Genomic DNA, 25,829 nt, shown 5'->3' on the forward strand with positions numbered 1-25,829 from the left:
CACATCGGTTTTTCAGGTTTTTTCGCGAATTTTAGCGATTTTTTTGACGGGGTGTTTTTCCCGATTTTTCGCATTTTTCCCAAGAAAACGCAGGTTTTCGCTGCGGTCGCATTCGGGTCAATACCAGACAGAAATACCCTGTTGATCGAGATCAAGGTTGTGAGTCGCCCGCTCCCTTAGACAGGTTCTTGAGCGCAGGACCTGTTCGTCAGCAGTCAGACACAGCCTCCTGCATTCCTCCCGCGGACTCTCCTTCCGATCGTCCGCGCCGTATCCTGCCTTTTGTGCGTGGGCAGAATACTACACTGGCGTCGCAGGGTTTGCGTTTCTCCTGCGGCGCCTCTTTTTTTCTGCGGATCGAATTTATGCGGCCCTGTTGACAGGCGGTTTACCTTGTCATGGCATGAGGGGAACGGCTCCCGTGAAAGACGACCATGCGCAAGGACGGCAGATCATGATGTTCGGACCGCGACCGCTCGCGGCGGCCAAAGGCACGCGCCTCGGGCGCGATACCGCGCTGCCCTCGGGGGCGGTGTTGCCGCGTGGCATGGTGATCGGCCCGTCTGAGATCGCGGCGCTGACCATGGCCGGGCTGCGTGAGGTGATCTGTGCCGAGCTGGAGCCGCATGACATTGCCGCGGAGGATGCGCTGTTGCGGCTGGCCGAGGCGCTGGTGCCGCATGAGGCGGATGCGGGGCTCCGGCGGGGCAGGCCTTCGGGGGGGCGGCTGGTTCTGACCGCCACGGCCACGGGGGTGGTCGGGCTCGATACCGAGGGGTTGAGGCGGATGAACCGGGTGGATCCGGGGCTTTCCATCGTCACAGTGCCGCAGTTTCAGAGGGTGCAGACGGGGGAGAGGGTGGCTGTGCTGCGCGCGCTGCCGCTGGCGCTGCGCCGCTCCGCCCTGTCGCGGGTGCTCGCAGAAGGAGAGGACATGATCCGGCTCCGGCCGGTTCTGGCGGAGCGGGTGACGCTGATCCAGACGGTGGTGGGCGCGGTGCCGGACAGTCGGGGCGAGGGGGCGATCCGGGCGCGGCTCGACCGTCTCGGGTTGCGGTTGACGGAAAGCCTGATCGTGGCGCATCGTGCGGAGACGCTGGCGGAGGCGCTGCTGTCGGCCCATGGCGAGGTGGTGCTGATCCTGCCCGCGCGCCCGACTGTCGATCTGCTCGACGTTGGCCCCCTGGCGGTGACGCAGGCGGGCGGGGTGATTACGCGCTTCGGCCTGCCTGTGGTGCCGGGGGCGGAGATGTTTGCGGGGGGGCTCGGTGCAGTGCCGATCCTTGGCCTGCCGGAAGCGATGCGCGACCCGGCCGCTTGCGGGGCGGATCGGGTGCTCGAGCGGCTGGTCTGCGGTGTCAGCATTTCCGATGACGATTTGGCCGATCTCGGGGTCGGCGGGCTACAGTCCGTCCCGAATGCGATCTAGGGGCAAGATTTTTCTTGCAAGAGCCTTTCGCATTTGCAGAAAATTGAGACATGTCAGGTACAGACTGGGGCGCGCGACATAGGATCGCGACATAGAGGTTCTGATCCGCCCCAAGATATGCGCACGAGATTGACCCCTGACACCTTCTGAGGCCTCCCTCGAAATTCCCAAGGATAGCAAGACCATGGCCCTTTCTCTTCCGCTTTCAGACATTGCCGTCACGACCCTTGCCCTGACGCTTGCGGGCGCTTTCGGGTTGTTGTTCGGCAAATTGCAGGTCCGCAAGATCGGTCTCGGTATCGGCGGGGTTCTGTTTTCCGGCATCCTCGTCGGGCATCTGGCCTCCGGCGCCGGGATCGAATTCGACGACGCGGTGATGCATTTCGTGCGCGAGCTGGGGCTGATCCTTTTCGTCTACACGATCGGCATTCAGGTCGGCCCGAGTTTCTTTTCTTCCTTTGCGAAATCCGGTCTCAAGTTCAACCTCGCGGCCATCGCCATCGTGCTGGGCGGGGTTGCGGTGACGCTGGCGATCTGGGGGATCACCGATCTGCCGCTGCCGGTGCTCGTCGGCGTAATGTCCGGGGCCGTGACCAACACGCCGGGGCTGGGCGCGGCGCAGCAGGTGCTGGGCGACGCCGGGTTTCCGGCCTCCGAAGTGGCCAATTCCGGCATGGGCTATGCCATGGCCTATCCGTTCGGCATCCTCGGCATCCTGACCGCGATGTTCGTGATCCGGGCGCTGTTCCGCATCGTGGTCGCCGATGAGGAAGCCGCCTACAAGGCCGAAACCAAAAGCGGCGAGGAGGCCTTGCCCTCGATGAACGTCGAGGTGATGAACGCCAATCTCGACGGTCTGCGCCTCGGCGATGTGCCGGACCTGTTCGATCAGGGCGTGGTGGCCTCACGGATGAAAAAAGCGGGCGAGTTGGTGGTGCCGACGCGGGACGTGATCGTGCATGTCGGCGACTGTCTGCACCTCGTCGGACCGAAGGACAAGTTGCTGGCGATGAAGCTCATTCTGGGGCGCGAGATCGATGCGGCTCTGACCACCAAGGGCACCAAGCTGACCTGGTCGCGGCTCGTGGTGACCAAGGAGCGGGTGCTGGGCAAGTCGCTGCGGGAGCTTGCGTTTCTCGAAGGCCATGGGGTGACCGTGTCACGGATCAGCCGCGCGGGGGTCGAGATTCCGGCGCAGGCCTCCTCGTCGCTCGCCTTCGGGGATATCATCACCGTGGTGGGCGCGCAGGCCGATATCGACGCGGTCGCAAGTCAGCTCGGCAACGAGAACGCCCGGTTGCAGGAGGTGCAATTTCCTGCGCTGTTCTTCGGCATCGCTCTTGGGGTGCTTCTGGGCTCGATCCCGCTCGCCGTGCCGGGGCTTCCGGCGCCGCTCAAGCTTGGGCTTGCGGGCGGGCCGTTGATGGCGGCGATCCTCTTGGGCCGTATCGGGCACTGGGGGCCGTTCACATGGTATATGCCGCCTGCCGCCAACCATGCGCTGCGCGAGTTCGGCATCGTGCTGTTCCTCGCGGTGGTGGGGATCGTCGCGGGCGACCGGTTCTTCGACACGCTGCTGCATGGCGACGGTTTGCTCTGGATGGGCTATGGCATCCTGATCACGATCCTGCCGCTTCTGGTCGTGGGCGTCGTCGCGCGGATGTTCGGCAAGTTCAACTACCTGAGCCTTTGCGGCGTGCTCGCGGGCGCGATGACCGATCCGCCGGCGTTGGCCTTTGCCGTGGCGATGAGCCCGACGGGTGCAGCCTCCGTGGCCTATGTCTCGGTCTATCCGCTGGTGATGTTCCTGCGGATTCTCGTGCCGCAGATCCTCGTTCTCGTGCTGGCGGGGATCGGGGCGGGGGCGTTCTGACGCGGGCCCCTTCAGACGCGCAACGAAAAACCCCCGGTCGCAACCGGGGGTTTTTCGTTGAACCGGTGCGGAGGCGCCGGGTCAGCCTTTCGAGGGAAGCGGGCCGATCATCATGATCATCTGACGGCCTTCCATTTTGGGCATGTTTTCGATCTTGCCGAATTCTTTGATGTCCTCGGCGACGCGTTCGAGCAGCTCGCGACCGAGATCCTGGTGCGCCATTTCGCGGCCACGAAAGCGCAGGGTGATTTTCACCTTGTCGCCGTTCTCGAGGAACTTGATCACGTTCTTCATCTTGACTTCGTAGTCATGCGTGTCCGTGCCGGGGCGGAATTTGATTTCCTTGATCTCGATGATCTTCTGCTTCTTGCGGGCTTCGGATTCGCGTTTCTGCTGTTCGTATTTGAACTTGCCGAAATCCATGATCTTGCAGACCGGCGGCGTGGCGTTCGGGGAAATTTCCACGAGGTCCAGCCCGGCTTCGATCGCCAGATCGAGGGCCTTGGCGGGCGTGATGACACCAATATTCTCGCCCTCTGCACCGATCAGACGGATTTCCGGCGCTCGGATGCGTTCGTTGATACGCGGTCCGGTTTCGCGGGTCGGCGGGGCGTTATGCGGTCTGCGGGCTATGGTCGGCTCCTGTTTGTCGTTGCGTTTGTGTTGCGGGAAAATAAGGCGTATCGCCGTCGCTTTCAACCCGCATTCGGCGGCTTCCCGCACAGCGCGCGGCGTGGGGGAAAATCCGCTCGACTGGCCCCTTTCATTTCGCCATGTGCCATGCCATATCCGCCCTGTTGGGGGGAAATACCCCGCAAGTATTTGTGAGGAAGACTGACATGACCAAACGTATTCTGACCGGCGCTCTCGTGGCGGGTCTCGCGCTGTCGCTCGCGGCCTGTAAAGAGGAAGAGAAGGCTGCGGAGACCACGACGGAAACCACCTCCGTGATCGAACAGGCTTCCGAGGCTGCCTCCGACGCGGTCGAAACCGCAACTGAAGCTGCCGAAGCCGCGTCCGAGGCCGCCTCCGACGCCATCGAAGCTGCGACCGACGCCGTGACCGCCGCAGGCGAGGGTGCTGTCGAGGCTGCCTCCGATGCGGCCGAGGCCGCTGTCGACGCCGCGACCGATGCCGCCGACGCCGCAACCGAAGCGACCGAAGCCGCGACCGACACCGCCTCTGACGCCGCTGCTGTGGCTGCCGACACCGCCGAAGCCGCGACCGATGTCGCCGCCGACGCTGCCGCAGACGCGATGGAAGCCGCTTCCGACGCCGCGGACGCCGCGACCGATGCCGTGGTGGAGGGGGACAGCTCCTTCGATCTCGCCACCGCTGCCGAAGTGCTGACGGTCGACGGCTTCGATCTCGAGAAAGCCACCGATCTGGTGAACGCCTCCACCCTGTCCGACGAAGCGAAAGCCACCGTCATCACCTCCATGGAACAGGCCGCCGACAACCCGGCGATCCTTGGCGCGATCCTCGACAAAACCAAAACCCTTCTGGGCATGTAATTATCGCTGAGTAAGAGCGAGCAGTTGAGGCCGCGCGGGGGACACCTCGCGCGGCCTTTTTATGTTCCGCCTTTCAGGCTTTCTGCCTTTCGGGTTTTCCGATGGTGAAAATACTCAAAAGAAAACCCCGCCGAAGCGGGGTTTCTCATAGTCGGGGATGGGCGTGCGGGTCAGTCCACGAACGCCTTTTCGACCACATATTCCTTGGGTTCGGAATTGGCCCCTTCGCGCAGGCCGAAGCCGTCGAGAATGGCCATGATGTCCTTGTTGAACGCCAGGTTGCCACAGACCATGCCGCGATCCGTCTCCGGGTTCATCGGCGCGATGCCCAGATCCTCGAACACCTTGCCGGAGGACAGGTTGTCGGTGACGCGGCCCATATGGTGGAACTCTTCGCGGGTCGTGGTCGGATAATAGCGCAGCTTGCCCTGTTCGATCTCCGACAGAATCTCGTCCGACTTGATGTGTTCGACCAGTTGCCGACCGTATTCCAGTTCCGAGACCTCGCGGCAGGTGTGCATCAGGATCACCTCGTCGAATTTCTCATAAACTTCCGGCTCGCGCATCAGCGAGGCAAAGGGCGCAATCCCGGTGCCGGTCGCGAAGAACCAAAGCCGTTTGCCGGGCAGGAGCGCATCCACGACCAGCGTGCCCACCGGTTTCGGGCGCAGGATGATCTGATCGCCGGGCTCGATGTGTTGCAAACGCGAGGTCAGCGGGCCGTCGGGCACCTTGATCGAGTAGAACTCGAGATGCTCTTCCCAGCTTGGCGAGGCGATGGAATAGGCGCGCAGCAGCGGTTTCTGCTTGCCGGTTTTCGGGTCCGGATCGTTCATCAGCCCGATCATGACGAATTCGCCGGAACGGAACCGCAGGGTCTGGGGCCGCTCCACCTTGAAGGAGAACAGCCGGTCGTTCCAGTGGTGCACCTCGAGAACGGTGGCGGCATCGGGCAGGGTGGGCACGGGTTTGGTTTTTACGTCGGTCACTTGCATCAGCTCGTCGGTCATCTCGGTCATTTGGGTCTCGCGGCATTTAAAAGGGGAATGCGGATGCTTCTTTGATCCACATCAGAGGCCCCGGCACGCGGTCTCGTCCCTTTTGGACTGTTCTGTCCGTGCGTGCAAGCATGGCCGGGGCATTGGTCTGTCTGCGGGGCCTATCCGCGCGCCCGCAAGCGCGTTTGATAGTCATGTGCCCGCCAATTGGACCGGGCGCGCCACTGATCCTCGGGTTGGCGCGCGGCGAGGGGCTCGGAGATTTCCACCTCGTCAAAGCCCGCGCGCCGGGCCATGGCATATTGATCGGCGATCACATGCCCCTCGGCGCGCAACCGGCCCTGATAGCCGGCAAGCCGCAACAGCCGTGCGAGCGTAAAGCCGCGCCCGTCCGAGAAGCTCGGAAACGCGATGCGGATCGCGGGGGCGTTGCCGTGTTGCGCCAGCGTCTCGGGATCGGTGTCGGAGGGCAGATCGACCCAGTCGCCGGTGTAGTCTTCGGGGACAAAGCCCTCATCGCGGATGATCACGCTCATGCTGCGTCTCCTTTTTCGGGATTGCCGATGCGGACGAATTTTCCGTCCACGATGTGAATCCCGCATTCCGTTTTCTCTTCGCCCCGCCAGCGGCCCGCGCGCGGGTCTTCGCCCTCTTTCACCGGGCTGGTGCAGGGTGCGCAACCGATGGACGGGTAGCCTTTCGCAACCAAAGGATGGCGCGGCAGGCGGTTGTTGATCATGTAATCCCTGAGATCCTCGGGCGACCACCAGGCCAGCGGGTTGATCTTGATCCGGCTATCCCCCTCGTTCTCGAAGAAATCGAGCGTGGCGCGGGTTGAGCCCTGAAACCGTTTGCGCCCGGTGATCCAGGCGTCGAAATGCCCGAGCGCCTGTTGCAGCGGCACGGTCTTGCGCAGATCGCAGCAGCCGTCCTTGTCGGCAAGATGCAAAAGCCCGTCCGGATCATGCGCGGCGAGGCGCGCAGGCGCGGGGCGGATGCGCCGCACATCGCGCAGATCGAGCTTGCGGATCAGGTCGAGCTGATACTCAATCGTCTCGGGAAACAGCATTTCCGTGTCGACGAAAATCACCGGGGTGTCGGGTTTCATCACGGAAATCATGTGCAAAAGCACGACGCTTTCCGCCCCGAAAGAGGACACGAGCGCGATCCGCCCGAGCTCCCGGTCCCGAAGCGCCAGCTCCAGCACCGAGGTCGCCGAATGATGGGCATAGCGCGCGTTGAGGCGTTCGACACGGTCCTGTACCGTGCCGAATTCCTCCCGAAGCGCGAGATTATGCGGCATGGGCTTTTTCCTTTTCCGGATAAAGCGCCGTTTTGAACGGGTCCATGCCAAGACGGCGGTAGGCTTCGAGGAAGGTCTCTTCGGGCGCCTCACGCAGCTCCAGATAGGTCATCAAAATGCGCTCGATCGCGGGCACGATCTCGTCATAGGCAAAGCCGGGGCCGGTGCGCTCGCCGATCACCATATCCTCGGTGCCATCGCCGCCGAGCGTAATCTGGTAATTTTCCACACCCGCCCGGTCGAGGCCCAGAATGCCGATGTGACCGACATGGTGGTGCCCGCAGGCATTGATGCAGCCGGAGATCTTGATTTTGAGCGGGCCGATGTCCTGTTCAAGTTTCAGCTCCTCGAACCGGGTCGCGATGCCTTGCGCCACCGGGATGGAACGGGCCGTCGCCAGCGCGCAGTAATCCATGCCGGGGCAGGCGATGATGTCGCTGACGAGGCCGATGTTGGCCGTCGCAAGCCCTGCGTCCTTCAGCGCCGCGTGAATGGCAGGCAGGTCGGATTTATGGACATGCGGCAGGATGACGTTTTGTTCGTGCGAAATCCGCAGCTCATCATGGCCAAAGTCGCGCGCGATCTGCGCCAGCACGCGCATCTGAGCGGCGGAGGCATCCCCCGGCGTCTGACCTGGCGTCTTGAGCGAGACGGTCGCGATGGCATAGCCCGGCGCCTTGTGCGGCGCGAGGTTGGTGTCGGCCCAGGCGCGGAACACCGGGTCACTCTCATAAGCGCGATCATAAGCGTCGGTTGCGGCCTCGCGGAAGGCGGGCGGCGCAAAGGCGGCTTTGATCTCGTCCAGCATTTCCATGTCGATGCCGCCGAAGGCCGGTTTGATCTGGGCAAAGCGGTCTTCGACACGGGCGCGAATGTCTTCGATCCCGTGCTCATGCACGGTGATCTTGATCCGGGCTTTGTATTTGTTGTCGCGACGGCCCAAGAGGTTCCACACCGAAACGGTGGCCTCGAGATAGGGCAGCAGGTCTTCGAGAGAGACGAAGTCCTTGAGCACCTTACCCACCATCGGCGTGCGGCCGAGCCCGCCGCCGACGATGATCTGCGCGCCGATCTCGCCGTCCTGTTCGCGCAGGTAAAGCCCGACGTCATGCGCCTTGATCACCGCCCGGTCGGCTTTCGCCCCCGACACGGCGACCTTGAATTTGCGCGGCAGGAACTGGAATTCCGGGTGGTCGGTGGACCACTGACGGATCAACTCGGCGACGGGGCGCGGATCGGCGATCTCGTCCGCCGCAGCACCCGCGAAATGATCGGCGGTGACGTTGCGGATCGTGTTGCCCGAGGTCTGGATCGCATGCATCTCCACATCCGCCAGATCGCTGAGGATCGCGGGGACGTCGGGCAGTTTCGGCCAGTTGTACTGGATGTTCTGCCGCGTGGTGAAATGGCCGTAACCGCGATCGTACCGCTCGGCGATCATCGCCAGTTGATCCATCTGACGGCTGTTCAGCGTGCCATAGGGGATCGCGACGCGCAGCATATAGGCGTGGAGTTGCAGGTAGAGCCCGTTCATCAGGCGCAGCGGGCGGAATTCTTCCTCGGTCAGCGAACCGTCGATGCGGCGGGCGACCTGTGCGGAGAATTGCGCGACACGTTCCCGGACAAAGGCCTCGTCGAAATCGTTGTACTTATACATGGGCTTCGGCCTCTTGCTTTCCGTGGAAGTAGTTGGAGGGGCCGGTGCGGCGGAAGTCTTCGCGGAAATGCACCGGCTCCGGGCCATGCTCGCCCAGTTTCACGTCGGTCAGATAGACGCCCACCGCCATGCCGTCTTTCGCGGCCTCTGACAGCGCGGCCTCCGCGCGCTCGGCCTCGGTGAAGGCCTGCGCATGGCGCAGGTCGCGGACCCACTGGCCAGCGTGGTCGAGATAGATCACATCGCCTTCGAGAAGGGCGTTGGCGGTGACGGCTTTGGGCGTAAACGGGCGCGGCATGGCTCTTTCCATCTTGCGAATTCTTGCCATTAATCTAGAACATTATTCCAATATCAGGCCAGATGTCTGCGCGAATAAGGTGGATTGTTCCAGTTCTGCGCGTGGCAAAGGCCGGAATTCCGACATGGAGAGGAAAATCGAAATGGTGGACCAGATCGACGCGATGGATCGGAAAATTCTGGGCGAGCTGCAACGCGATGCGAGTCAATCTCTGGACGAGATCGCGCGTAAAGTCGGCTCCTCGAAGACCCCGGTGTGGAATCGCATCCGCAAGATGAAAGAGGGCGGCGTGATCGGTCAGCAGACGGTCATTCTCGACCCGGAAAGCCTCGGGCTCGAGGCCTGTTTCTTTGTGCTGGTGCGCACCAGCGCGCATGAGGCCGGGTGGCAGGAGAAATTCCTGAAAGTGCTACAGAAACGCCCGGAAGTTCTGGAGGCGCACCGGCTGGCGGGGGAGATCGACTATATCCTCAAGGTCCGGGTGAAGAACGCCAAGGCCTATGACGATTTCTATCAGGCGCTGATCAAGGAAGTGTCGATTTACAACGTGACGGCGCTGCTTTCGATGCAGGAGATCAAATCGACGACCGAACTGCCGCTTTAAGGCTTTTCTGATGGTTTAAATACTCAAACGGCGCGCGGGTCAGGACCGGCGCGCCGTGAGTATTTTTCAGCAAAGGAAACGCCGGGTGGCTCAGCGGTTGCCGGAGCGCGTGAACAGGCCCGCATCCTCGGCGGCTTTGCGCAGCGCATTGGATTTGTTGACGGTTTCTTGGTATTCGCCCTCGGGCGAGCTGTCGTAGACGACGCCGCCACCGGCCTGGATATAGAGCTTTTCGTCCTTGAGGACGGCGGTACGGAGCGCGATGCACATGTCCATGTCACCGCCTGCGGAGAAATAGCCCACGCCGCCGCCATAGACGCCGCGTTTTTCGGGTTCCAGCTCGTCGATGATCTCCATCGCGCGGACTTTCGGCGCGCCGGAGACGGTGCCTGCGGGCAGGCCCGCGAGCAATGCGGAGAGCGCGTCTTCGTCTTCGCGCAGTTCGCCTACCACATTGGAGACGATGTGCATGACGTGGGAATAGCGCTCGATGATGAATTCTTCGGTCGGGTGTACCGTGCCGATCTTGGCGACGCGGCCGACGTCGTTGCGGCCGAGGTCGAGAAGCATCAGGTGTTCGGCCAGTTCCTTTTCGTCGGACAACAGGTCTTCTTCCAGTGCCTTGTCCTCGGCAGGTGTGGCGCCGCGTTTGCGGGTGCCGGCGATGGGGCGGATGGTGACTTCGTTGTCAAACACCCGGACGAGGATTTCAGGGCTTGCGCCGATGATCTGGAAGCCGCCGAAGTTGAAGAAGAACATGAAGGGCGACGGGTTGGTCCGGCGCAGGGAGCGATAAAGCGAGAAGGGCGGCAGCGGAAAGTCTTGGGTCCAGCGCTGTGCGGGGACGACCTGGAAGATGTCGCCTGCGGTGATGTACTCTTTCGCCTTCTCGACGGCGGCCTTGTAGCCCTCGTGAGTGAAGTTCGAGGTGGCTGGGGGCGCGACATAGGCCTCGCCCATTTCATGCGTCGCCTCGGCAGGGGCGCGTTCGAGATCGCGGAGCGCATCCATCACGCGCTCGGCGGCCTGCGCATAGGCGGCTCTGGCAGACAGGCCGCCTTCGACCCAGGCCGGAGACACAAGGATCACATCGCCTTTGACGCCATCGAGAATGGCAATCACCGAAGGCCGCATCAGAACCGCATCGGGCAGGCCGATGGGGTCGGGGTTCACATTGGGCAGATGTTCGACAAGGCGGATCATGTCATAGCCGAGATAGCCAAAGAGACCTGCGGCCGCACCCGGAAGCTCCTCGGGGATGTCCACCCGGCTCTCCGCGATCAGCGCCCGGATCGAACTCAGAGGGTCTTTGTCGTCAATGACATAGCTCTCCGCATCGAAGCGCGCGTTGCGGTTGATCGAGGCGGTTGTGCCATCGCATTTCCAGATCAGATCGGGTTTCATGCCGATGATGGAATAGCGCCCGCGCACCTCGCCGCCGGTGACGGATTCGAGGATGAAACTGTCGGTGCGCGCCCCCGCGAGTTTCAGCATGATCGACACCGGCGTGTCGAGATCGGCGGCCACCTTGGCATAGACGAGCTGGTTTTGCCCTGCGTTGAACCCGGTTTCGAAATCGGTGAAGGACGGAATGAGCGTGGCCATGGCGGGCGTCTTTCTGGTCTTATTGCAGCTGGCTGTGCACCGCGGTGAGCGCGGTCTGGTTCACCGTCACGCCGTCGCGGTTGCGCAGCGCCCGGGCAAAGGCGTCGATCACATCGGTGGATGCGCCTTGCGCGGCGGTCTCGATGTAATTCTCCGCGATGGCGGCGTTCTCATCCGTGTGCTCGGGAGCCTCGACGGTCGCGATCCGGGCGATGACTACACGGCCCTCGCCGGGGATCAGCGTGGTGCCACCGGCCTTGAGGCCCGGTGCGAACACCGCCTCCATGAAGCCCGCGGGCATGGTGGAGATGAAATCCTGACGGGTGATCGCGGAAAACTGTTCGATCGGCAGGCCGAGATCGGCCATGGCGGTGCCGGAGGCGACGCTGGTTTCGAGCGCTTCGGCGCGGGCCATGAGTTTCTGTTTCAGCGCATCGGCTTCCCAATCGGCGGCGACCTGATCGCGCACCTGATCGAGCGGTTTCACCGTGGCGGGGACGATCTCGTCGAGGCGCAGGGCGAAGACGCCGCCGTCAGAAAGCTGAACGATCTCGGGGTAATCGTCGAGTGTCACGCTGGCCGCAGCCTGTTGGAAATCGGTATAGGCGGCGATCCCGCCCTCGCTCTGCGGGGTCCAGTCGATCTGGCCCAGCTCCATGTCGGTCTCATTTGCGAGATCCTCAAGCGTGTAGCCACCGGCCAGATCGTTGTCGAAGGTTTCGAGTTGATCGGCGATCAGGCGCGCGGCGGCATCTGCGGCCATCTCGGTCGCCAGCTCGTCGCGGGCCTCCTCAAAGGGAATCTCGGTGCCCGCGAGCGTGCCGTTGACGCGGTAGATCGCCGGACCCAGATCGGACATCACCGGACCGACCACGCCCGTGCCTTCGAGGCCGAAGACGGCGGGACCGGCCGCAGCGGACAGGTCGTCTTCGGAGACGTCGCCCATGTCGGTGTCGATCAGCGTCAGGCCGCGTGCGGTGGTTTCGTCCTCGAAGCTGCTCTCCCCTGCGGCGATGCGGTCGGCGGCGGCCTGTGCCTCATCTTCGGTGCCGAAGACCAGACGCTCGACCAGACGGCGCTCGGGCTGGACATAGTTTGCGATATTGTCCTGATAGAGCTGGCGCAGGGCGGTCTCGTCGAGATCGACCTTGTCGGTCAGCATCGCCGGGGTGAGCCAGGCATAGGTGATGCGGCGGGCTTCCGGGGCGGTGTAGAGATCGGGATGGGCGTCGTACCAGCTCTGGAGGTCGCTGTCAGATGCCAGCGGAGCGCCGGTGTCGAGAGCGCTTGCGTCGAGCGTGGCGATCGTGATGGTGCGGCGTTCGCCGAGCCAGTCGACCACGGCCTGACCGTAGGAGGGCGGCATGGTGATGCCGGAGGCCAGAGCGCCGGAAAGGATCGACCGGGCGGCCTCGCGGCGCAGATCGGCTTCGAAATCGCCCTCGTTCATGTTGTTGCGGGCGAGCATGTCTTTGTAGGACTGGGTGTCGAATTTGCCGTCGATGCCCTTGAAGGCGTCATAGGTCAAAAGCTCGCGGCGCACCGCGTCGTCGCCGACGGAAATCCCGAGCCGCGCGGTTTCGCCATCGAGTGCGGCCTGCGACAGAAGCTGATCGAGCACCTGTTGCGACAGGCCGAAATCCTGCGCCTGACTGACGGAGAAGGGCTGGCCGGTCTGGGCCTCGATCGCGCGCATCTGGCTGCGCAGCGCATTGGCGTAATCATTGACGGAAATGTCCTCGTCGCCCACCGAGGCCACGCGGGTCACGCCACCGCCGAAATTCGCTGTGCCAAATCCGCCGAGGCCGATGATGAGGAGGCCGAGAATCCCCCAGACCACCATTTTCGCGCCAGAACCCTTGCCGCTCGCCATGCTTTTCTTCTCCCATCAAGGTTGGGCAATGGTGTAGGGGCAAGCGACAGAGAGGGCAAGGCGGATCAGGGGGTGATTTGTGCCAATCGCGTGAAAAGCGTCGCGATCTCCGGCACGCCGATATTGGCGAAGGCGATACGCAATTGCCGCTCCGCGCGCGGGTCGTTGGCGGGCATGAAGGCGGTGCCGGGCAAAAGCAACACGCCCGCCTCGCGCAACAGCCAGGGCGCAAGCTCTGACGACGGCCTGTCGAACGGGTGTTCGACATAGGCGAAGAAGGCGCCGCAGCCCAGAAGTTTCCAGCCTTCGAGCGCTTTGAAACCGTCGATCATTGCGGCCCGGCGCGCGAGGATTTCGGCGCGCTCTCCGGCGACCCATTGGCTGAGGTTTTGCAATCCCCAAAGCGCGGCGCGCTGGCCGATCTGGTTCGGGCAGATGGTGACCGTGTCGAGATATTTCTCCACCTCCGCCATGCGTTCCGCCCCGGTGATCAGCGCGCCGACGCGGTGGCCCGTAAGGCGGAAGGCCTTGGAGAAGGAATAGAGATGCACCAACGTGTCGCGCCAGTCGGGCTGGCGGAACAGGTAATGCGGCACCTCGGAACGGCTGTCGAAATCGCGATAGGTCTCGTCCAGGACCAGCATGATGCGATGTTCGCGGGCCAGCGCGTAGAATTTCGTCAAAAGCTCCGCCGGATATTCCACCCCGCCCGGATTGTTCGGCGTGATCAGCACGATGGCGCGGGTGCGCGGCGTGATCAGCCGGGCGCAGGTTTCCAGATCGGGCAAGAGATCGTCGCCGGTGGGCAGCGCTACGGCATGAACCCCCGACATGTCGCACCACATTTTATGGTTGAAATACCAAGGCGTTGCGAGGATCACCTCGTCTCCCGCCCCGGCTATGGTGGTCATCGTGGCGGTAAAGGCCTCGTTGCAGCCCGCAGTGATCGCCACCTCGTCGGGTGCGATCTCGGCATGATAGGCGGCGGACCATTGCGACGCGAGTTCGGAGCGCAGCTCCGGCAGGCCAAGGACCGGACCGTAGAGATGCGCCGCTGTGTCCTCGAGCGCGATGCGGGCAATCTCTTCGCGCAGCGCCAGCGGCGGGGCCTCCATCGGCGCGGCTTGGCTGACGTTGATCAGCGGGCGCTCGGGCGTGAATGTCATGCCCTGCATCCAGCTTTTCGCCGCGACGATGGGGGAGGCCTGGGTGCGGGTCAGGGCTGGATTGAGCGGGGTCGGCATGAGCATATCCTTTTGTTGTCAGGCAAAGATTATGTGCGGCCCGGGCGGGATGCAATCGCCTCGCTGAGGCGTGATTTGTGCTGGGCCGGGGGGTGAAAACCGGTGTGCCGACGCATGCATTTCGCTGAAATCCCCGGCAAGGTGCTGAAAAAATTGCCTTTCACCTGAGAGTGAGCGGTTTTTGATCAGGGTTTCATGCTTTGTTAACCATTTTTGCAAGAGCCTGAGATGACACTGGGGCAAAAGCGCCCCAGATGAAGGGCAGCAGACCCGGATCGGTTCGATGTTTCGGGCATAACAGTCAAGAGGTTCAACATGGCAGTCCTTATGAGAGGCGGGATGCAGGGCGATCCCTACCTGATCGAAGATTTACACGCCGCGCTCGACATGGCGCGGGCGGGTGAGGCGACGCGCGGAGAGGAGATGACGGATCGGATCCGCGATCTCTCCTATGATATGGAGTTGCGGCAGGCGGGCTATCTGGTGCGTTCGGCCTGTGGCGCCATCGACGCGGTGTTGCGCGGCTCCGACAGCCTTGGCGGGCTGGCCTTTGCCGAACATGAGATCGAAAAAGTGCAGGACATGCTGCTGCGCGCCTCTGACGCCTGATCATGCCCCCGGCATCAGCCAGGCGGCGAGATAGGCGGTCAGCCGGTCTTCCAGCGGCTGCTGTCCATTGAGTGCGCAAAAGGTCAGGGCGATGGCCTGAATGAAAAAGGCGCTGATGCCTTCGCCGAGAATCTGCGGCGGCACATCCTTGCGAAACGGGCCTTCCGCGGCCCAGCGGGCATAGAGCGCGATCTGGACGTCGAATTGCTCCGCGATGGGACCGATTTCGGCAATGGCCGCCGCCCCCGAATGGCGGATCATCACATCGAACACGGTGCGTTCCGAGGTCACGAAGTCGATCAGCGGGGCGAGGCGCGCGATCATGTCGACAATGCTCTGCGGGGCAGGCCCCTCGGCCATGAGGGCGGCGATCCCGGCGAGACGCGCACCGATGATCTGTTCCAGAAGCGCATCCTTGTCCTTGAAATGGGCAAAGAAGGTGCCCTTCGCCACCCCCGCCGCACCGACCACCTCCTCGACCCGCAGGGCCTCGAATCCTTGCTTTGCAATCAAGGCGTTGGCGGCTGCGAGCAGCTTTTCCCGTGTGGCAATGGCGCGTTTCTGGACAGGCTTGGTCATCGCGCCAGTTTGCATGTTTTTTGACTGAGGTCAATTTTATGAATTGACCGTGGTCATATTTTTCCCTTATGAAAGTGACCGTGGTCAAATTTAACCGGGGGCAACATGTCCAAGCGTATCTACATCCTGAACGGTCATCCGGCTTCGGCCTCCCTGTCGCACTCTTTCGCCGCAACCTATGAGGCGGCGGCGCGCGCCGCAGGTCATGAGGTGCGGGTGCACCACCTGCACGACCTGAGTTTCGATATGGATTTTGAGCGCGCCGGCTATAAGGACCCGAAACCGCTCGAACCCGATCTCGAAGCGGTGCTGGCCCATATCGACTGGGCGGAGCATGTTGTGATCCTGACGCCGATGTGGTGGGGCGGGCTGCCCGCCAAGCTCAAGGGGCTTTTCGACCGGGCGTTTCTGCCGGGCCGGGCGTTCGATACGCGCAATCCCCTGCGCACCGGCATGCCACGCCCGATGCTTTCGGGGCGGAGCGCGCGGGTGGTGATCACCTCCGACACGCCGACATGGTTCCTCTGGCTGGCCTATCGCAACCCGATTGCCGCGACGCTCAAGGGCCACATCCTCGGCTTTGTCGGGATCAAACCGGTGCGGCTCACGCAGCTTGCGGGGGCGACCGATGCGACGCCCGAAAAAGTGACACGGTGGCTGAAGAGGGTTGAGGCTCTGGGCGCGAGGGGCGCATGAAAAAGGGGCCGTGAGGCCCCTTGCTGAAATCGGTTTGCGACAGGATCAGTCCCGTCCGCGATACGGCTTGACGTATTGCATCGCCATATCCCAGGGGAAGAAAATCCACGTATCCTGAGACACTTCGGTGATGTAGCTGTCGACCTGCGCGCGGCCTTTCGGCTTGGCGTAGACCGTGGCGAAATGGGCGTTCGGATACATCGAACGCACCAGTTCAAGCGTCTTGCCGCTGTCCACCAGATCGTCGATCACCAGAATGCCGGTGCCGTCGCCCATCAGGTCTGCGTCGGGTCCGTTCAGAACCACGGCGTCGGCCTGAGTCTGGTGGTCGTAGGATTTCACCGAAATCGTGTCGACGGTGCGGATGTCCAGCTCGCGGGCGATGATCATCGCAGGCGCCATGCCGCCGCGGGTGATGGCCACGATGGCACGCCATGCGCCGTTATCCGGCCCCTTGCCGTCGAGCCGCCACGCCAGCGCACGGCTGTCGCGGTGGATCTGGTCCCAGCTGACATGAAAACCTTTTTCATGGGGCAGGAGGTCGGACATCGTTTGATCCTTTCATCATCGTGGCGGGCCGGGGGCGAAGCTCTGGTTTAACTGGTGGCGATCCGCAGACCGAAGACGGCGATCATGCCGCCCAGAATGCGGTCGGTCCAGAGCTTGGCCCGGCCATAGGCTTGTCGTGCTTTTTGCCGCGAAAAAAGCCGCGCGACAATCACATACCACAGGGTTTCGTCAAAAAAGACGAAAAACAATAAGACCGCCTTAACGACAAGCGAGGTTTCCGGCGGGATCAGCCCGGCAAATACCGCACCGAAGAACACCGCGGGCTTCGGATTCGACAGCTGGGTCATCAGGCCGAGGCGAAATGCGTTCGGCAAAGAGCGCGGGCTGGCCAGTGTCGTGGTCTCGGGCAGGGGATCGGCGGCATGGCGGAAGGTCTTGACCCCGATCCAGATCAGGAACAGCCCGCCTGCGAGTTTGAAGGCGAGATAGGCGCGGGGGAAAATCTCGAACAGGATCGACAGGCCGGAGAGTGCGGCCAGCGCCCAGATCACCGCGCCCAGCCCGAAGGCCACGGCAAGGCCGAAGGCGGGGCGAAACCCGTCTGAGGCGGCGGTGCGCACGGCGACCACGAAAGATGGGCCGGGGCTCATGGCCGCGATCAGGTGAATGCTCAGGATCGACAGGAAAATCGCGAATGTCATGTCTTCTCCCAAAGACATTGAGGAAAGAAAAACGGGAGCCGAAGCCCCCGTTTTCATATCTTTATCCGAGACGGTTCAGCTCTTGGAAATGTCCGGCGCGTCCACGGCCTTCATGCCGACGACGTGATAGCCCGCATCGACATGGTGGGTTTCGCCCGTGACACCCGCGCCCAGATCGGACAGCAGGTAGAGCGCCGAGTTGCCCACATCGTCGATGGTCACATTGCGACGCAGCGGCGAGTTGTATTCGTTCCACTTCATGATGTAGCGGAAATCGCCGATGCCGGAGGCGGCGAGCGTCTTGATCGGACCGGCGGAGATCGAGTTGACGCGGATACCGTCCTTGCCGAGGTCTTCGGCGAGGTAGCGCACGGAGGCCTCAAGCGCGGCCTTGGCGACGCCCATGACGTTGTAATGCGGCATCACGCGCTCGGCGCCGTAATAGGTCATGGTCAGCATCGAGCCGCCCTCGGGCATCAGCTTCGCTGCGCGTTGTGCGACGGCGGTGAAGGAGAACACCGAGATGTCCATGGTCAGGTTGAAGTTGGCGCGCGTGGTGTCGACATAGCGGCCGCGCAGCTCGTTCTTGTCGGAGAAGCCGATGGCGTGCACGATGAAATCGAGCTTGCCCCATTTTTCCTTGATGCGGGCGAAAAGCGCATCGATCGAGGCCTCGTCGGACACATCGCATTCCTCGACGAAGTCGGAGCCGAGGCGTTCGGCCAGCGGATCGACACGTTTCTTGAGTTGCTCGCCCTGATAGGAAAAGCACAGCTCCGCGCCGTGATCCGAGAGGGCTTTCGCAATGCCCCAGGCAATCGATTTGTCGTTCGCAAGGCCCATGATTAGCCCGCGTTTGCCTTCCATCAGTTTCGTCATGGTCGTCCTCGAACCCATTATTTTTCGTGTTAGCACGTGCTTTAGGGGTTTTCAGATAGGCGATCAAGTCTGCGCGGGGGCAATTTCGTGACGTGACGTCACAGTTTGGCGAGAATCCCCATCTGCCGCCCTGCGCTTTCGAGCGGCGGCGCAGCGATGCACAGGCGGTGACCCGCGATGGCGCTTGCCGCCCCGGAGCGCAGGGGCTATCCCGTGAAGTCAGACAGGGCGGTCCAATCGGGCCGCAAAGACAGGAGGGCGTCATGGGATCAAACGTCATGGGGGCAAACACGGTTCCGCGCAAAGGCATTTTCGCAGGCGACGATCCGTTCGAGATCGCGCGCAAATGGCTCAAGGAAGCCGAGGCCAAGGAAGTCAACGACCCGAACGCCATCGCCATCGCCACGGTCGACCCCGAGGGCCTGCCGAACGTGCGCATGGTGCTTTTGAAAGAGATCGCCGACGACGCTTTCGTCTTCTACACCAACTATGAGAGTGCCAAGGGGCACGAGATCGAGGCCGCAGGTAAGGCGGCCTTCGTGATGCATTGGAAGAGCCTGCGCCGTCAGGTGCGGGTGCGCGGCCTTGTGACGCGCGAAAGCGACGAGCATTCCGACGCCTATTACCGCTCGCGCGCTCTGGGCAGCCGCATCGGCGCCTGGGCCAGTCAGCAATCGCGCCCGCTGGAGAGCAAGGCGGCGCTGATGGAGGCGGTGGCGAAAGAAGGCCTCAAACACGGGCCGAACCCGAAACGTCCCCCGTTCTGGGGCGGTTACCGGATCACGCCGGTGGAAATCGAGTTCTGGGCCGATGGCGAGTTCCGCCTGCACGACCGGTTCCGCTGGCGCCGGAGCGCGCCGGATCAGCCTTGGGACATTCAGCGCCTCAATCCGTGAGGCGGGGCGCTCAAGGAAAAGGCTGACGCCGGGGAACCTGCCCGATTGGTCAAAAAGACAGGCCAGAGGGGGCTTGAACCTTCGGCCCGAATGGCACAGGGTCTGGCAGGGATGAGGGGCTCACGCCCCATGGCTTCGGGCCCTGCCGTTCGGTTGGGGCCCCAGTGAGTATTGAAGAGAATGAACGACACGGACTTGGGTCAGAGCGTATCTGGCCATGTGAAATGGTTTGATCCGGCACGCGGATTTGGATTTGTGGTCGCCGATGACGGTGGGCCGGATATCTTGTTGCACGCCAATGTGCTGCGCAATTTCGGGCAAAGCTCCGTCGCCGATGCGGCAGGCATTCGTCTTGTGGTACAGCGCACCGATCGCGGTGTTCAGGCGGTCGAGGTGCTCGAGATCCTGCCGCCCGCGCCGGGCACGGGCGCTGTGCTCGAAGATCTGGAAGACATCGACGAAGGCAGTCTGGACCTGCCGCTGGAACCCGCGCGGGTGAAATGGTTCGACAAGGGCAAGGGCTTCGGTTTTGCCAATGTCTTTGGCCGCCCCGAGGATGTGTTCATCCATATCGAGGTGCTGCGGCGCTCCGGTCTCGCGGATCTGATGCCGGGTGAGGCCGTGGGCCTGCGGGTCATCGAGGGCCGTCGCGGTCGCATGGCGGCGCATGTCACCGCATGGGATGCGGCGCTGCGCGAAGAACCGGTGCATCAGGATGCCTGATCTGCGTGTGGCCCTTGTTTTTGCGATGGGGGCAGCACTTGGCTCTGCCGCTGTCGCGCAGGAGGCCTGTGATCTGAACGAGGTGATCGTGACGGGGCAGGGCACGGATGCGCGCTTTTCCATCGAGATCGCCGACGATGCGGGCGAACGCGCGCTCGGGCTGATGAACCGCACCGAGATGGCGCGCTCGCACGGTATGCTGTTTGTCTACGAGAAACCGCAGCCGGTGGCCTTCTGGATGGCCAACACGCTGATCCCCCTCGACATGATCTTTGCCGACCGGCGCGGGGTCGTGACCCGTGTGCATGACAATGCCGTGCCGCTGGACCGCACAGCTATTCCGGGCGGAGACGCGGTTTTCGCGGTGCTGGAGATCAACGGCGGGCTTGCCAAGGGGCTCGGCATCAAACCGGGCGATGTGATCCGCCATCCGGCGTTCGGGCCAGAGGCCGCCGATCCCTGCGCGGAACAATAAGCCCTCTGCAACAAAGCCCTTTTCAAGCGCGCCCCGGCACGTTAGGAGAGGCGCACGGTCGGGGCGTGGCGCAGTCTGGTAGCGCACCTGTTTTGGGTACAGGGGGTCGTGAGTTCGAATCTCGCCGCCCCGACCACTTTCCGAATTTTCGATCAACGGGGCATGTGGCCTATTGGGGTAAGACGTGCCCTTTGGGTGCCGTTGCGTGAAAGACGGAGGGCCGGATTGAGGCCAAGCAGGACATTGAAAGTTTCAATGCTGGCGTTAATGTGACCGCTGCAGCCGAATGGTCTACATAACTAAGCTGGGAGGCTCCGCATGAATGAATCTCGATACATACGCATGGCTGGCAATGATCAGGGATGGACGCGCCCTCATAGCGGTCGGAAGGGTGGGGATGATTATCTCGGACAACAAGGGATTGGACACGAGGATTGGAATTTCTCTCGTGATGTCTGGAAAGATGGGCGCTACCATCTTTATCTCAAGGCAACACCGGCAGGCTTTGATCAGAGCTCATTCAACTTTGTTCTTGGGGCTCATGCCAGTCCCGTTCCGATGATTGTCGGGTTCGTCGAAGATGCAACCTATGGCGTATCAATGTTGCCAGAAAAGGTGTTGCTCAGGCGCGCGCAAGAGGTTTTCGCGCTGAAAGCGGACGAAAGCCTTGGACCTGCATATAACCGCCTGAGTGTCGAGGCGATTGTGGAGCGCCTGAGAGAGGAAGCAAACGACTATCGCGTCTCTGTTGCGCCTAAGAATCTGCATATCTTGGCGCAACCCGTTCCGATGCCGCGCGAAATTTACACAGTCACCCATCCGGGTTATCGCTGTCTTTCTATGACAGGTGAAGCGTATCTTGCACTTAAAGAGCGCGTATTGATTAAAGACACCATGAGCGCAGTTGATCAGCAAGACGAGGCCAGTTTTCCTGAGGGGCATTTGGTCGAACGGCTCCACAAGGCTCGCGAACGTAATCGACACGTTGTGGAGAAGGCGAAAATGGCCTTCATTCAAAATCATGGGAGGCTTTATTGTGAGGCCTGCAACCTAGATCCTGAGCAATATTTTGGCTTACAAGAAATGCGCAATCGGATCATCGAGGCGCATCACAATGTGCCCCTCTCGGACGACAAGTATGAGGGAACAACCAAAGTTTCTGATCTACGAATGCTTTGTCCAACCTGTCATCGGGCCATCCACAGTATCAGACCATGGCTTTCCGTCGAAGAGCTCCGAAAACTCTTGGCCTCGAAGGTCTGACGTATATGCCTCGTTCAGTTTTGTGGAGCGATAGATTTTGCGCGCTCATCAAGCGACAGCTTCGTCCGCCAAGCTGCCTCCCGGATTGCGTCCACCTTGACCCAATTCCCTAGCGGAAGCGCGCGCTTTCGTTGCCGATTCAAAATCGCCCCGTGTGTTTTCAAGGTGGACCCTCGGCGACACAGAAAAGGGCACGCCTCCCAGCATGCCCTTTATGTTTACGCGCTCACCGTCTCGCCCGCAAAGTGGCAGGCCGTGTGATGGCTGCCGGTCAGATGATCCTCCGGCACGGTCTCGCAAATGGCCTGCGCCTTCGGGCAGCGGGTGCGGAACACGCAGCCTTTGGGCGGTGCCATCGGCGAGGGCAGGTCGCCGTCGAGCGGGATCACCTGTTTGGTCTTTTCGATCTTCGGGTCCGGGATCGGCACGGCGGACAAAAGCGCCTGCGTATAGGGATGGCGCGGTTCGGCGAAGAGCTCGTCCGAGCTGGCCTTTTCCATCATCCGCCCGAGATAGAGCACCATGACCTCGTCGGAGAGGTGTTTCACCACCGAAAGATCATGGGCGATGAAGACGATCGTCAGGCCAAGATCGCGGCGCAGCTCTTCCAGAAGGCCGATCACCTGCGCCTGAATCGACACGTCGAGGGCCGAGACGGGTTCGTCGCAGATCAGCAGTTTCGGCTCCACCACCAACGCGCGGGCGATGCCGATGCGCTGGCACTGGCCGCCGGAGAACTCATGCGGGTAGCGGTTGATCTGATTGGGCAAAAGACCGACGCGCTCCATCACCGCGCGCACCTTTTCCCTGCGCTCCGCCGCACTCATGCCGGGGCGGTGGGTGCGGAGCGGTTCGGCGATGATGTCGCCCACGGTCATGCGCGGATTGAGTGAGGCCAGAGGGTCCTGAAAGATCATCTGAATCTGCGAACGGTATTTCAACATCTGACGCGGCGAAAGCGTCAGAAGATCGGTGCCGTCCTCCCAGATCACCTGACCGCTGGCGGGCAGCATGCGAATGAGCGCGCGCGCCAAAGTGGATTTGCCACAGCCGGACTCGCCCACGATGCCAAGGGTCTGGCCCGGTTCCAGCGTGAAACTCACGCCATTGACGGCATGAAGCTGCGCAGGCGGCGTCCACGGAAGGTCGGAGGGGCGGCGGATGTCGAAACTGACCCGCACATCGCGGGCTTCGATCAGCGGACGGCTCATGCGGCGACCTCCTCGATAGGACGGAAACAGGCGCGGGCGCGGTTCTCCGCAAAACGCGAAAGCGCGGGCGTTTCGACCCGGCACCGCTCATCGACCAGAGCACAGCGCGGCGCAAACGGGCAGCCTTTCGGCGCGCCGGTCATATTGGGCGGGTTGCCCGGAATGGCGCGCAGCACCTCCTGCTCCTCATCGACCCGCGGGATCGCATCCAGAAGCCCGCGCGTGTAGGGGTGCGTCGGCGTTTCGAACAGGGGATCGACCGGTGCCTCTTCCATGATCCGCCCGCCATACATCACGATGGCGCGCTCGCAGAACCCGGCCACGACGCCCAGATCATGGGTGATCAGGATCGTTGCCATTCCGAATTCGCGCTGAAGTTCGGCCAGAAGCTCCATGATCTGCGCCTGCACCGTCACATCGAGCGCGGTCGTGGGTTCGTCGGCGATCAGAACCTCCGGGTGGCACAAAAGCGACATGGCGATCATCACGCGCTGGCGCATCCCGCCGGAAAACTCATGCGGATAAAGCCGCACGCGGTTCTTCGCATCGGGGATTTTCACCGCGTCGAGCATCGCGACGCTTTCCGCGATGGCGGCGCGTTTCGACAGGCCTTTGTGCAGCATGAGCACCTCCGCCATCTGGTCGGAAATGCGCATGTAAGGGTTCAAAGAGGTCATCGGGTCCTGAAACACCATCGCAATGCGATTGGCGCGGATTTTGTTCAGCTCGCGCTCGGAGATCGACAGCAAATCCTGCCCGTCGAACAGGGCCTGCCCGGTGGTATGGCCGTTTTTCGCGAGCAGCCCCAAAAGCGCAAAGTTGAGCTGGCTCTTGCCCGAGCCGGATTCTCCCACGATGCCAAGGGTTTCGCCCTTCTCAAGGCTGAAACTCACGCCATTGACGGCATGAATCTCGCCTTCGGGCGTGTCGAAACGAACGGAGAGGTCTTTGACGTCCAGAAGTGCCATATCAGCGATCCTTCGGGTCCAGAGCGTCCCTGAGCCCGTCGCCGACAAAGAAAAAGCCGAACAGGGTGAGGACGAAGAAAAGAAGCGGGAAGGCCAGTTGCCAGAGCGTCCCGTAAGCGATGGTGCCGGCGCCTTCGGAGATCAGCGCGCCGAGCGACGTCATCGGTTCCTGAACGCCGAGGCCCAGAAACGAGATGAAGCTTTCGGTCAGGATCATGTTCGGCACCAGAAGGGTGGCGAACACCGTCACCACGCCGATCAGGTTGGGCAGGATATGACGGCGGATGATCACAGGCGCTGGGACGCCGATGGCGCGTGCCGCCTCGATATATTCGCGGCCCTTGAGGGTCAGCGTCTGGCCGCGCACGATCCGGCTCATTTCGAGCCATGAGATCAGGCCGACACCGACGAAGAGCATGGTGATCGACCGGCCGTACATCACCAGCAAAAGGATCAGCACGAACATATAGGGGATGGCGAGCAGGATATCGACGGCGCGCATCATGACATTGTCGAGCCGCCCGCCGAAATAGCCGGCGGTCGCGCCATAGATCGTGCCGACGACCACGGCGATGGCGGAGCCGATGATGCCCACGGCAAGCGAGATTTGCGTGCCCTGCACGGTGCGGGCAAACAGATCGCGGCCCAGATCGTCGGTGCCGAAATAATGCCCGTTGGCAATCGACGGCCCGCCTTTCTCGGCGACCATGCCCATGACGGAAAAATCGAGATCCTCGTTGTTCCATTGCGCAATGGAATTGCCGAAGAGCGCAAACAGCGCCACGAAGACGAGCAGAACCAGCCCGAACATCGCCGCCTTGTTGCGGAAGAACCTGCGCCGCGCATCGGCCCAGAGCGAGCGGCCCGCCACATCCTCGCGCGAGGTGGCTTCGGCCAATGACTTCATTTTCTGACTGTCGATGACCATGGCGTTAGTACCGGATTTTCGGGTCGATCCATCCGTAGACGATATCGACGACAAGGTTGAACAGGATGGTGAGCGCGCCGACGAGGATCGTGACCCCCATCATCACCGCGTAATCGCGGTTCAGCGCACTGTCGACAAAGGCTTTGCCGATGCCGCCCGTCGAGAAATAGATGTCCACGATCACCGAGCCGGTGATCATCGCGACAAAGGCCGGTCCGAGATAGGAAATCACCGGCAAAAGCGCCGGTTTCAACGCATGGCGCAGGATCACCCGATAGCCCGGAAGCCCCTTGGCCCGCGCCGTGCGGATGTGGTTCGAGTTCAGCACTTCAAGCATGGAGGAGCGCATGATCCGCGCAATCGAGGCCATGTAGGAGGTCGACAGCGCGATCACCGGCATGATCCAGAACGACGGGTCGGAAAAGTGCCACCCGCCGCCCGGCAACCAGCCGAGGATCAGGGTGAAGACGATGACGAGGATCGGCGCCATGACGAAGTTCGGCAGCACCTGCGCGCCGATGGAGATGCCGACCGCGAAATAGTCGATGATCGTGTTGTGTTTGACGGCGGCCACGGCGCCGAGCGTCATGCCCGCGAAGACCGCGACGAGGAAGGAAATGCCGCCATAGGTCAGCGTGACCGGAAAGCCCTGTGCGATGATTTCGTTGACGGTGCGGTCCTTGTAGACAAAGGACGGGCCGAAATCGAAATGCGCGACGATGCCCCAGATGTAACTGGTGATCTGTTTCCACAGAGGCTGGTCGAGACCGTATTTGGCGTTGAGATTGGCGAGCACCTGCGCGGGCAGCTCGCGTTCCTGCGTGAAGGGGCCGCCGGGGGCCGCATGCATCAAGAGGAAGGAGAATATGATCAGGAGGAGCAGCGTCGGAATGGCAATCGCCAGACGCTTGAGAATGTAGACAATCATACGGAAGTCCCTATGGGTGGACGCGGGGGGGGAATGGTGCCCCCGCGCCCTGTCTCGTGTCAAAG

At 62.2% G+C, this 25,829-nt stretch carries 27 protein-coding genes and 1 tRNA gene; 11 read left to right on the forward strand and 17 right to left on the reverse strand.

Going from position 1 to position 25,829, the window contains the following annotated elements; translation table 11 throughout:
* Window positions 1-454: 454 nt before the first annotated feature.
* Both V1475_RS11625 and V1475_RS11630 read left to right on the forward strand, forming a co-directional pair.
* On the forward strand, window positions 455-1,429 hold the full coding sequence (locus V1475_RS11625; protein WP_479412874.1) for a molybdopterin-binding domain-containing protein: 975 nt from the start codon (window positions 455-457) through the stop codon (window positions 1,427-1,429).
* Between the two features lie 184 nt (window positions 1,430-1,613).
* Window positions 1,614-3,302, forward strand: coding sequence for a putative transporter (locus V1475_RS11630; RefSeq protein WP_479412875.1), 1,689 nt, complete (start codon window positions 1,614-1,616; stop codon window positions 3,300-3,302).
* A gap of 81 nt (window positions 3,303-3,383) precedes the next feature.
* Here the strand turns inward: V1475_RS11630 and infC are convergent, their stop codons facing one another.
* Entirely contained in the window at window positions 3,384-4,025 is a 642-nt protein-coding gene (gene infC, locus V1475_RS11635) for a translation initiation factor IF-3 (protein WP_434287650.1), read from the reverse strand.
* A gap of 116 nt (window positions 4,026-4,141) precedes the next feature.
* Here infC and V1475_RS11640 point away from each other — a divergent pair, with 116 nt between their 5' ends.
* Window positions 4,142-4,816: a translation initiation factor 3 gene (locus V1475_RS11640; protein ID WP_434287649.1), complete on the forward strand. Its 675-nt coding sequence runs from the start codon at window positions 4,142-4,144 to the stop codon at window positions 4,814-4,816.
* Between the two features lie 170 nt (window positions 4,817-4,986).
* Here the strand turns inward: V1475_RS11640 and V1475_RS11645 are convergent, their stop codons facing one another.
* From V1475_RS11645 to V1475_RS11665, 5 genes are all read right to left on the reverse strand, one after another.
* Window positions 4,987-5,835, reverse strand: coding sequence for a ferredoxin--NADP reductase (locus V1475_RS11645; protein ID WP_434287648.1), 849 nt, complete (start codon window positions 5,833-5,835; stop codon window positions 4,987-4,989).
* Window positions 5,836-5,975: 140 nt separating this feature from the next.
* Window positions 5,976-6,350, reverse strand: coding sequence for a DUF934 domain-containing protein (locus V1475_RS11650; RefSeq protein ID WP_479412876.1), 375 nt, complete (start codon window positions 6,348-6,350; stop codon window positions 5,976-5,978).
* The gene (locus V1475_RS11655; protein ID WP_479412877.1) at window positions 6,347-7,117 is read right to left on the reverse strand and encodes a phosphoadenylyl-sulfate reductase; all 771 of its coding nucleotides are present in this window, start codon (window positions 7,115-7,117) and stop codon (window positions 6,347-6,349) included. The genes V1475_RS11650 and V1475_RS11655 overlap by 4 nt, the downstream gene beginning before the upstream one ends.
* Window positions 7,107-8,774 carry a nitrite/sulfite reductase gene (locus V1475_RS11660; protein ID WP_479412878.1) on the reverse strand — a complete coding sequence of 556 codons (1,668 nt, stop codon included), beginning with the start codon at window positions 8,772-8,774 and terminating at the stop codon, window positions 7,107-7,109. Before V1475_RS11660 ends, V1475_RS11655 begins: the two co-directional genes overlap by 11 nt.
* The gene (locus V1475_RS11665; protein WP_479412879.1) at window positions 8,767-9,072 is read right to left on the reverse strand and encodes a DUF2849 domain-containing protein; all 306 of its coding nucleotides are present in this window, start codon (window positions 9,070-9,072) and stop codon (window positions 8,767-8,769) included. The genes V1475_RS11660 and V1475_RS11665 overlap by 8 nt, the downstream gene beginning before the upstream one ends.
* A 142-nt stretch (window positions 9,073-9,214) precedes the next feature.
* Between V1475_RS11665 and V1475_RS11670 the strand changes: the two genes are divergently transcribed.
* Complete coding sequence (locus V1475_RS11670; RefSeq protein WP_434290886.1) at window positions 9,215-9,676, forward strand: Lrp/AsnC family transcriptional regulator; 462 nt, start codon at window positions 9,215-9,217, stop codon at window positions 9,674-9,676.
* Between the two features lie 90 nt (window positions 9,677-9,766).
* Here the strand turns inward: V1475_RS11670 and trpE are convergent, their stop codons facing one another.
* From trpE to V1475_RS11685, 3 genes are all read right to left on the reverse strand, one after another.
* A complete protein-coding gene (gene trpE, locus V1475_RS11675; protein WP_479412880.1) occupies window positions 9,767-11,281 on the reverse strand; it encodes an anthranilate synthase component I in 1,515 nt (504 codons plus the stop codon).
* Between the two features lie 19 nt (window positions 11,282-11,300).
* Entirely contained in the window at window positions 11,301-13,154 is a 1,854-nt protein-coding gene (locus tag V1475_RS11680) for a peptidyl-prolyl cis-trans isomerase (RefSeq protein WP_479412881.1), read from the reverse strand.
* A gap of 65 nt (window positions 13,155-13,219) precedes the next feature.
* Complete coding sequence (locus tag V1475_RS11685) at window positions 13,220-14,398, reverse strand: aminotransferase (RefSeq protein ID WP_479412882.1); 1,179 nt, start codon at window positions 14,396-14,398, stop codon at window positions 13,220-13,222.
* A gap of 315 nt (window positions 14,399-14,713) precedes the next feature.
* On the opposite strand from V1475_RS11685, the gene V1475_RS11690 reads away from it, so the two are divergent.
* The gene (locus V1475_RS11690) at window positions 14,714-15,007 is read left to right on the forward strand and encodes a hypothetical protein (protein WP_434287640.1); all 294 of its coding nucleotides are present in this window, start codon (window positions 14,714-14,716) and stop codon (window positions 15,005-15,007) included.
* On the opposite strand, the gene V1475_RS11695 is transcribed toward V1475_RS11690, so the two are convergent.
* Window positions 15,008-15,586 carry a TetR/AcrR family transcriptional regulator gene (locus tag V1475_RS11695; protein ID WP_479412883.1) on the reverse strand — a complete coding sequence of 193 codons (579 nt, stop codon included), beginning with the start codon at window positions 15,584-15,586 and terminating at the stop codon, window positions 15,008-15,010.
* 105 nt (window positions 15,587-15,691) lie between these two features.
* Here V1475_RS11695 and V1475_RS11700 point away from each other — a divergent pair, with 105 nt between their 5' ends.
* Window positions 15,692-16,282, forward strand: coding sequence for an NAD(P)H-dependent oxidoreductase (locus V1475_RS11700; RefSeq protein ID WP_434287638.1), 591 nt, complete (start codon window positions 15,692-15,694; stop codon window positions 16,280-16,282).
* Between the two features lie 45 nt (window positions 16,283-16,327).
* On the opposite strand, the gene gpt is transcribed toward V1475_RS11700, so the two are convergent.
* The 3 genes from gpt to fabI form a co-directional block, all read right to left on the reverse strand.
* Window positions 16,328-16,831, reverse strand: coding sequence for a xanthine phosphoribosyltransferase (gene gpt / locus V1475_RS11705; protein WP_434287637.1), 504 nt, complete (start codon window positions 16,829-16,831; stop codon window positions 16,328-16,330).
* Window positions 16,832-16,878: 47 nt separating this feature from the next.
* On the reverse strand, window positions 16,879-17,493 hold the full coding sequence (locus V1475_RS11710) for a LysE family translocator (protein ID WP_479412884.1): 615 nt from the start codon (window positions 17,491-17,493) through the stop codon (window positions 16,879-16,881).
* A gap of 75 nt (window positions 17,494-17,568) precedes the next feature.
* The gene (gene fabI, locus V1475_RS11715; RefSeq protein ID WP_434287635.1) at window positions 17,569-18,372 is read right to left on the reverse strand and encodes an enoyl-ACP reductase FabI; all 804 of its coding nucleotides are present in this window, start codon (window positions 18,370-18,372) and stop codon (window positions 17,569-17,571) included.
* A gap of 263 nt (window positions 18,373-18,635) precedes the next feature.
* On the opposite strand from fabI, the gene pdxH reads away from it, so the two are divergent.
* The 5 genes from pdxH (at window position 18,636) to V1475_RS11740 (ending at window position 21,729) form a co-directional block, all read left to right on the forward strand.
* On the forward strand, window positions 18,636-19,268 hold the full coding sequence (gene pdxH / locus V1475_RS11720) for a pyridoxamine 5'-phosphate oxidase (RefSeq protein ID WP_479412885.1): 633 nt from the start codon (window positions 18,636-18,638) through the stop codon (window positions 19,266-19,268).
* Between the two features lie 180 nt (window positions 19,269-19,448).
* The gene (locus tag V1475_RS11725) at window positions 19,449-19,991 is read left to right on the forward strand and encodes a cold-shock protein (RefSeq protein ID WP_434287633.1); all 543 of its coding nucleotides are present in this window, start codon (window positions 19,449-19,451) and stop codon (window positions 19,989-19,991) included.
* Window positions 19,984-20,466, forward strand: a complete 483-nt coding sequence (locus tag V1475_RS11730) for a DUF192 domain-containing protein (RefSeq protein ID WP_479412886.1) — start codon at window positions 19,984-19,986, stop codon at window positions 20,464-20,466. Before V1475_RS11725 ends, V1475_RS11730 begins: the two co-directional genes overlap by 8 nt.
* A 59-nt stretch (window positions 20,467-20,525) precedes the next feature.
* Window positions 20,526-20,602, forward strand: a tRNA-Pro gene (locus V1475_RS11735).
* A 182-nt stretch (window positions 20,603-20,784) separates the two neighbouring features.
* Window positions 20,785-21,729 (forward strand): HNH endonuclease, encoded by a 945-nt coding sequence (locus tag V1475_RS11740; protein ID WP_479412887.1) that lies wholly within the window; start codon window positions 20,785-20,787, stop codon window positions 21,727-21,729.
* Window positions 21,730-21,947: 218 nt separating this feature from the next.
* On the opposite strand, the gene V1475_RS11745 is transcribed toward V1475_RS11740, so the two are convergent.
* From V1475_RS11745 to oppB, 4 genes are read right to left on the reverse strand one after another with little or no spacing between them, the layout of a single operon-like run.
* Window positions 21,948-22,940, reverse strand: a complete 993-nt coding sequence (locus V1475_RS11745; RefSeq protein ID WP_479412888.1) for an ABC transporter ATP-binding protein — start codon at window positions 22,938-22,940, stop codon at window positions 21,948-21,950.
* On the reverse strand, window positions 22,937-23,908 hold the full coding sequence (locus V1475_RS11750; RefSeq protein ID WP_479412889.1) for an oligopeptide/dipeptide ABC transporter ATP-binding protein: 972 nt from the start codon (window positions 23,906-23,908) through the stop codon (window positions 22,937-22,939). The genes V1475_RS11745 and V1475_RS11750 overlap by 4 nt, the downstream gene beginning before the upstream one ends.
* 1 nt (window position 23,909) lies before the next feature.
* Window positions 23,910-24,815: an ABC transporter permease gene (locus V1475_RS11755; protein WP_479413972.1), complete on the reverse strand. Its 906-nt coding sequence runs from the start codon at window positions 24,813-24,815 to the stop codon at window positions 23,910-23,912.
* A 25-nt stretch (window positions 24,816-24,840) separates the two neighbouring features.
* On the reverse strand, window positions 24,841-25,764 hold the full coding sequence (gene oppB / locus V1475_RS11760) for an oligopeptide ABC transporter permease OppB (RefSeq protein WP_479412890.1): 924 nt from the start codon (window positions 25,762-25,764) through the stop codon (window positions 24,841-24,843).
* Between the last annotated feature and the right edge of the window lie 65 nt (window positions 25,765-25,829).

The sequence above is a fragment of the Celeribacter sp. SCSIO 80838 genome, assembly GCF_056498065.1.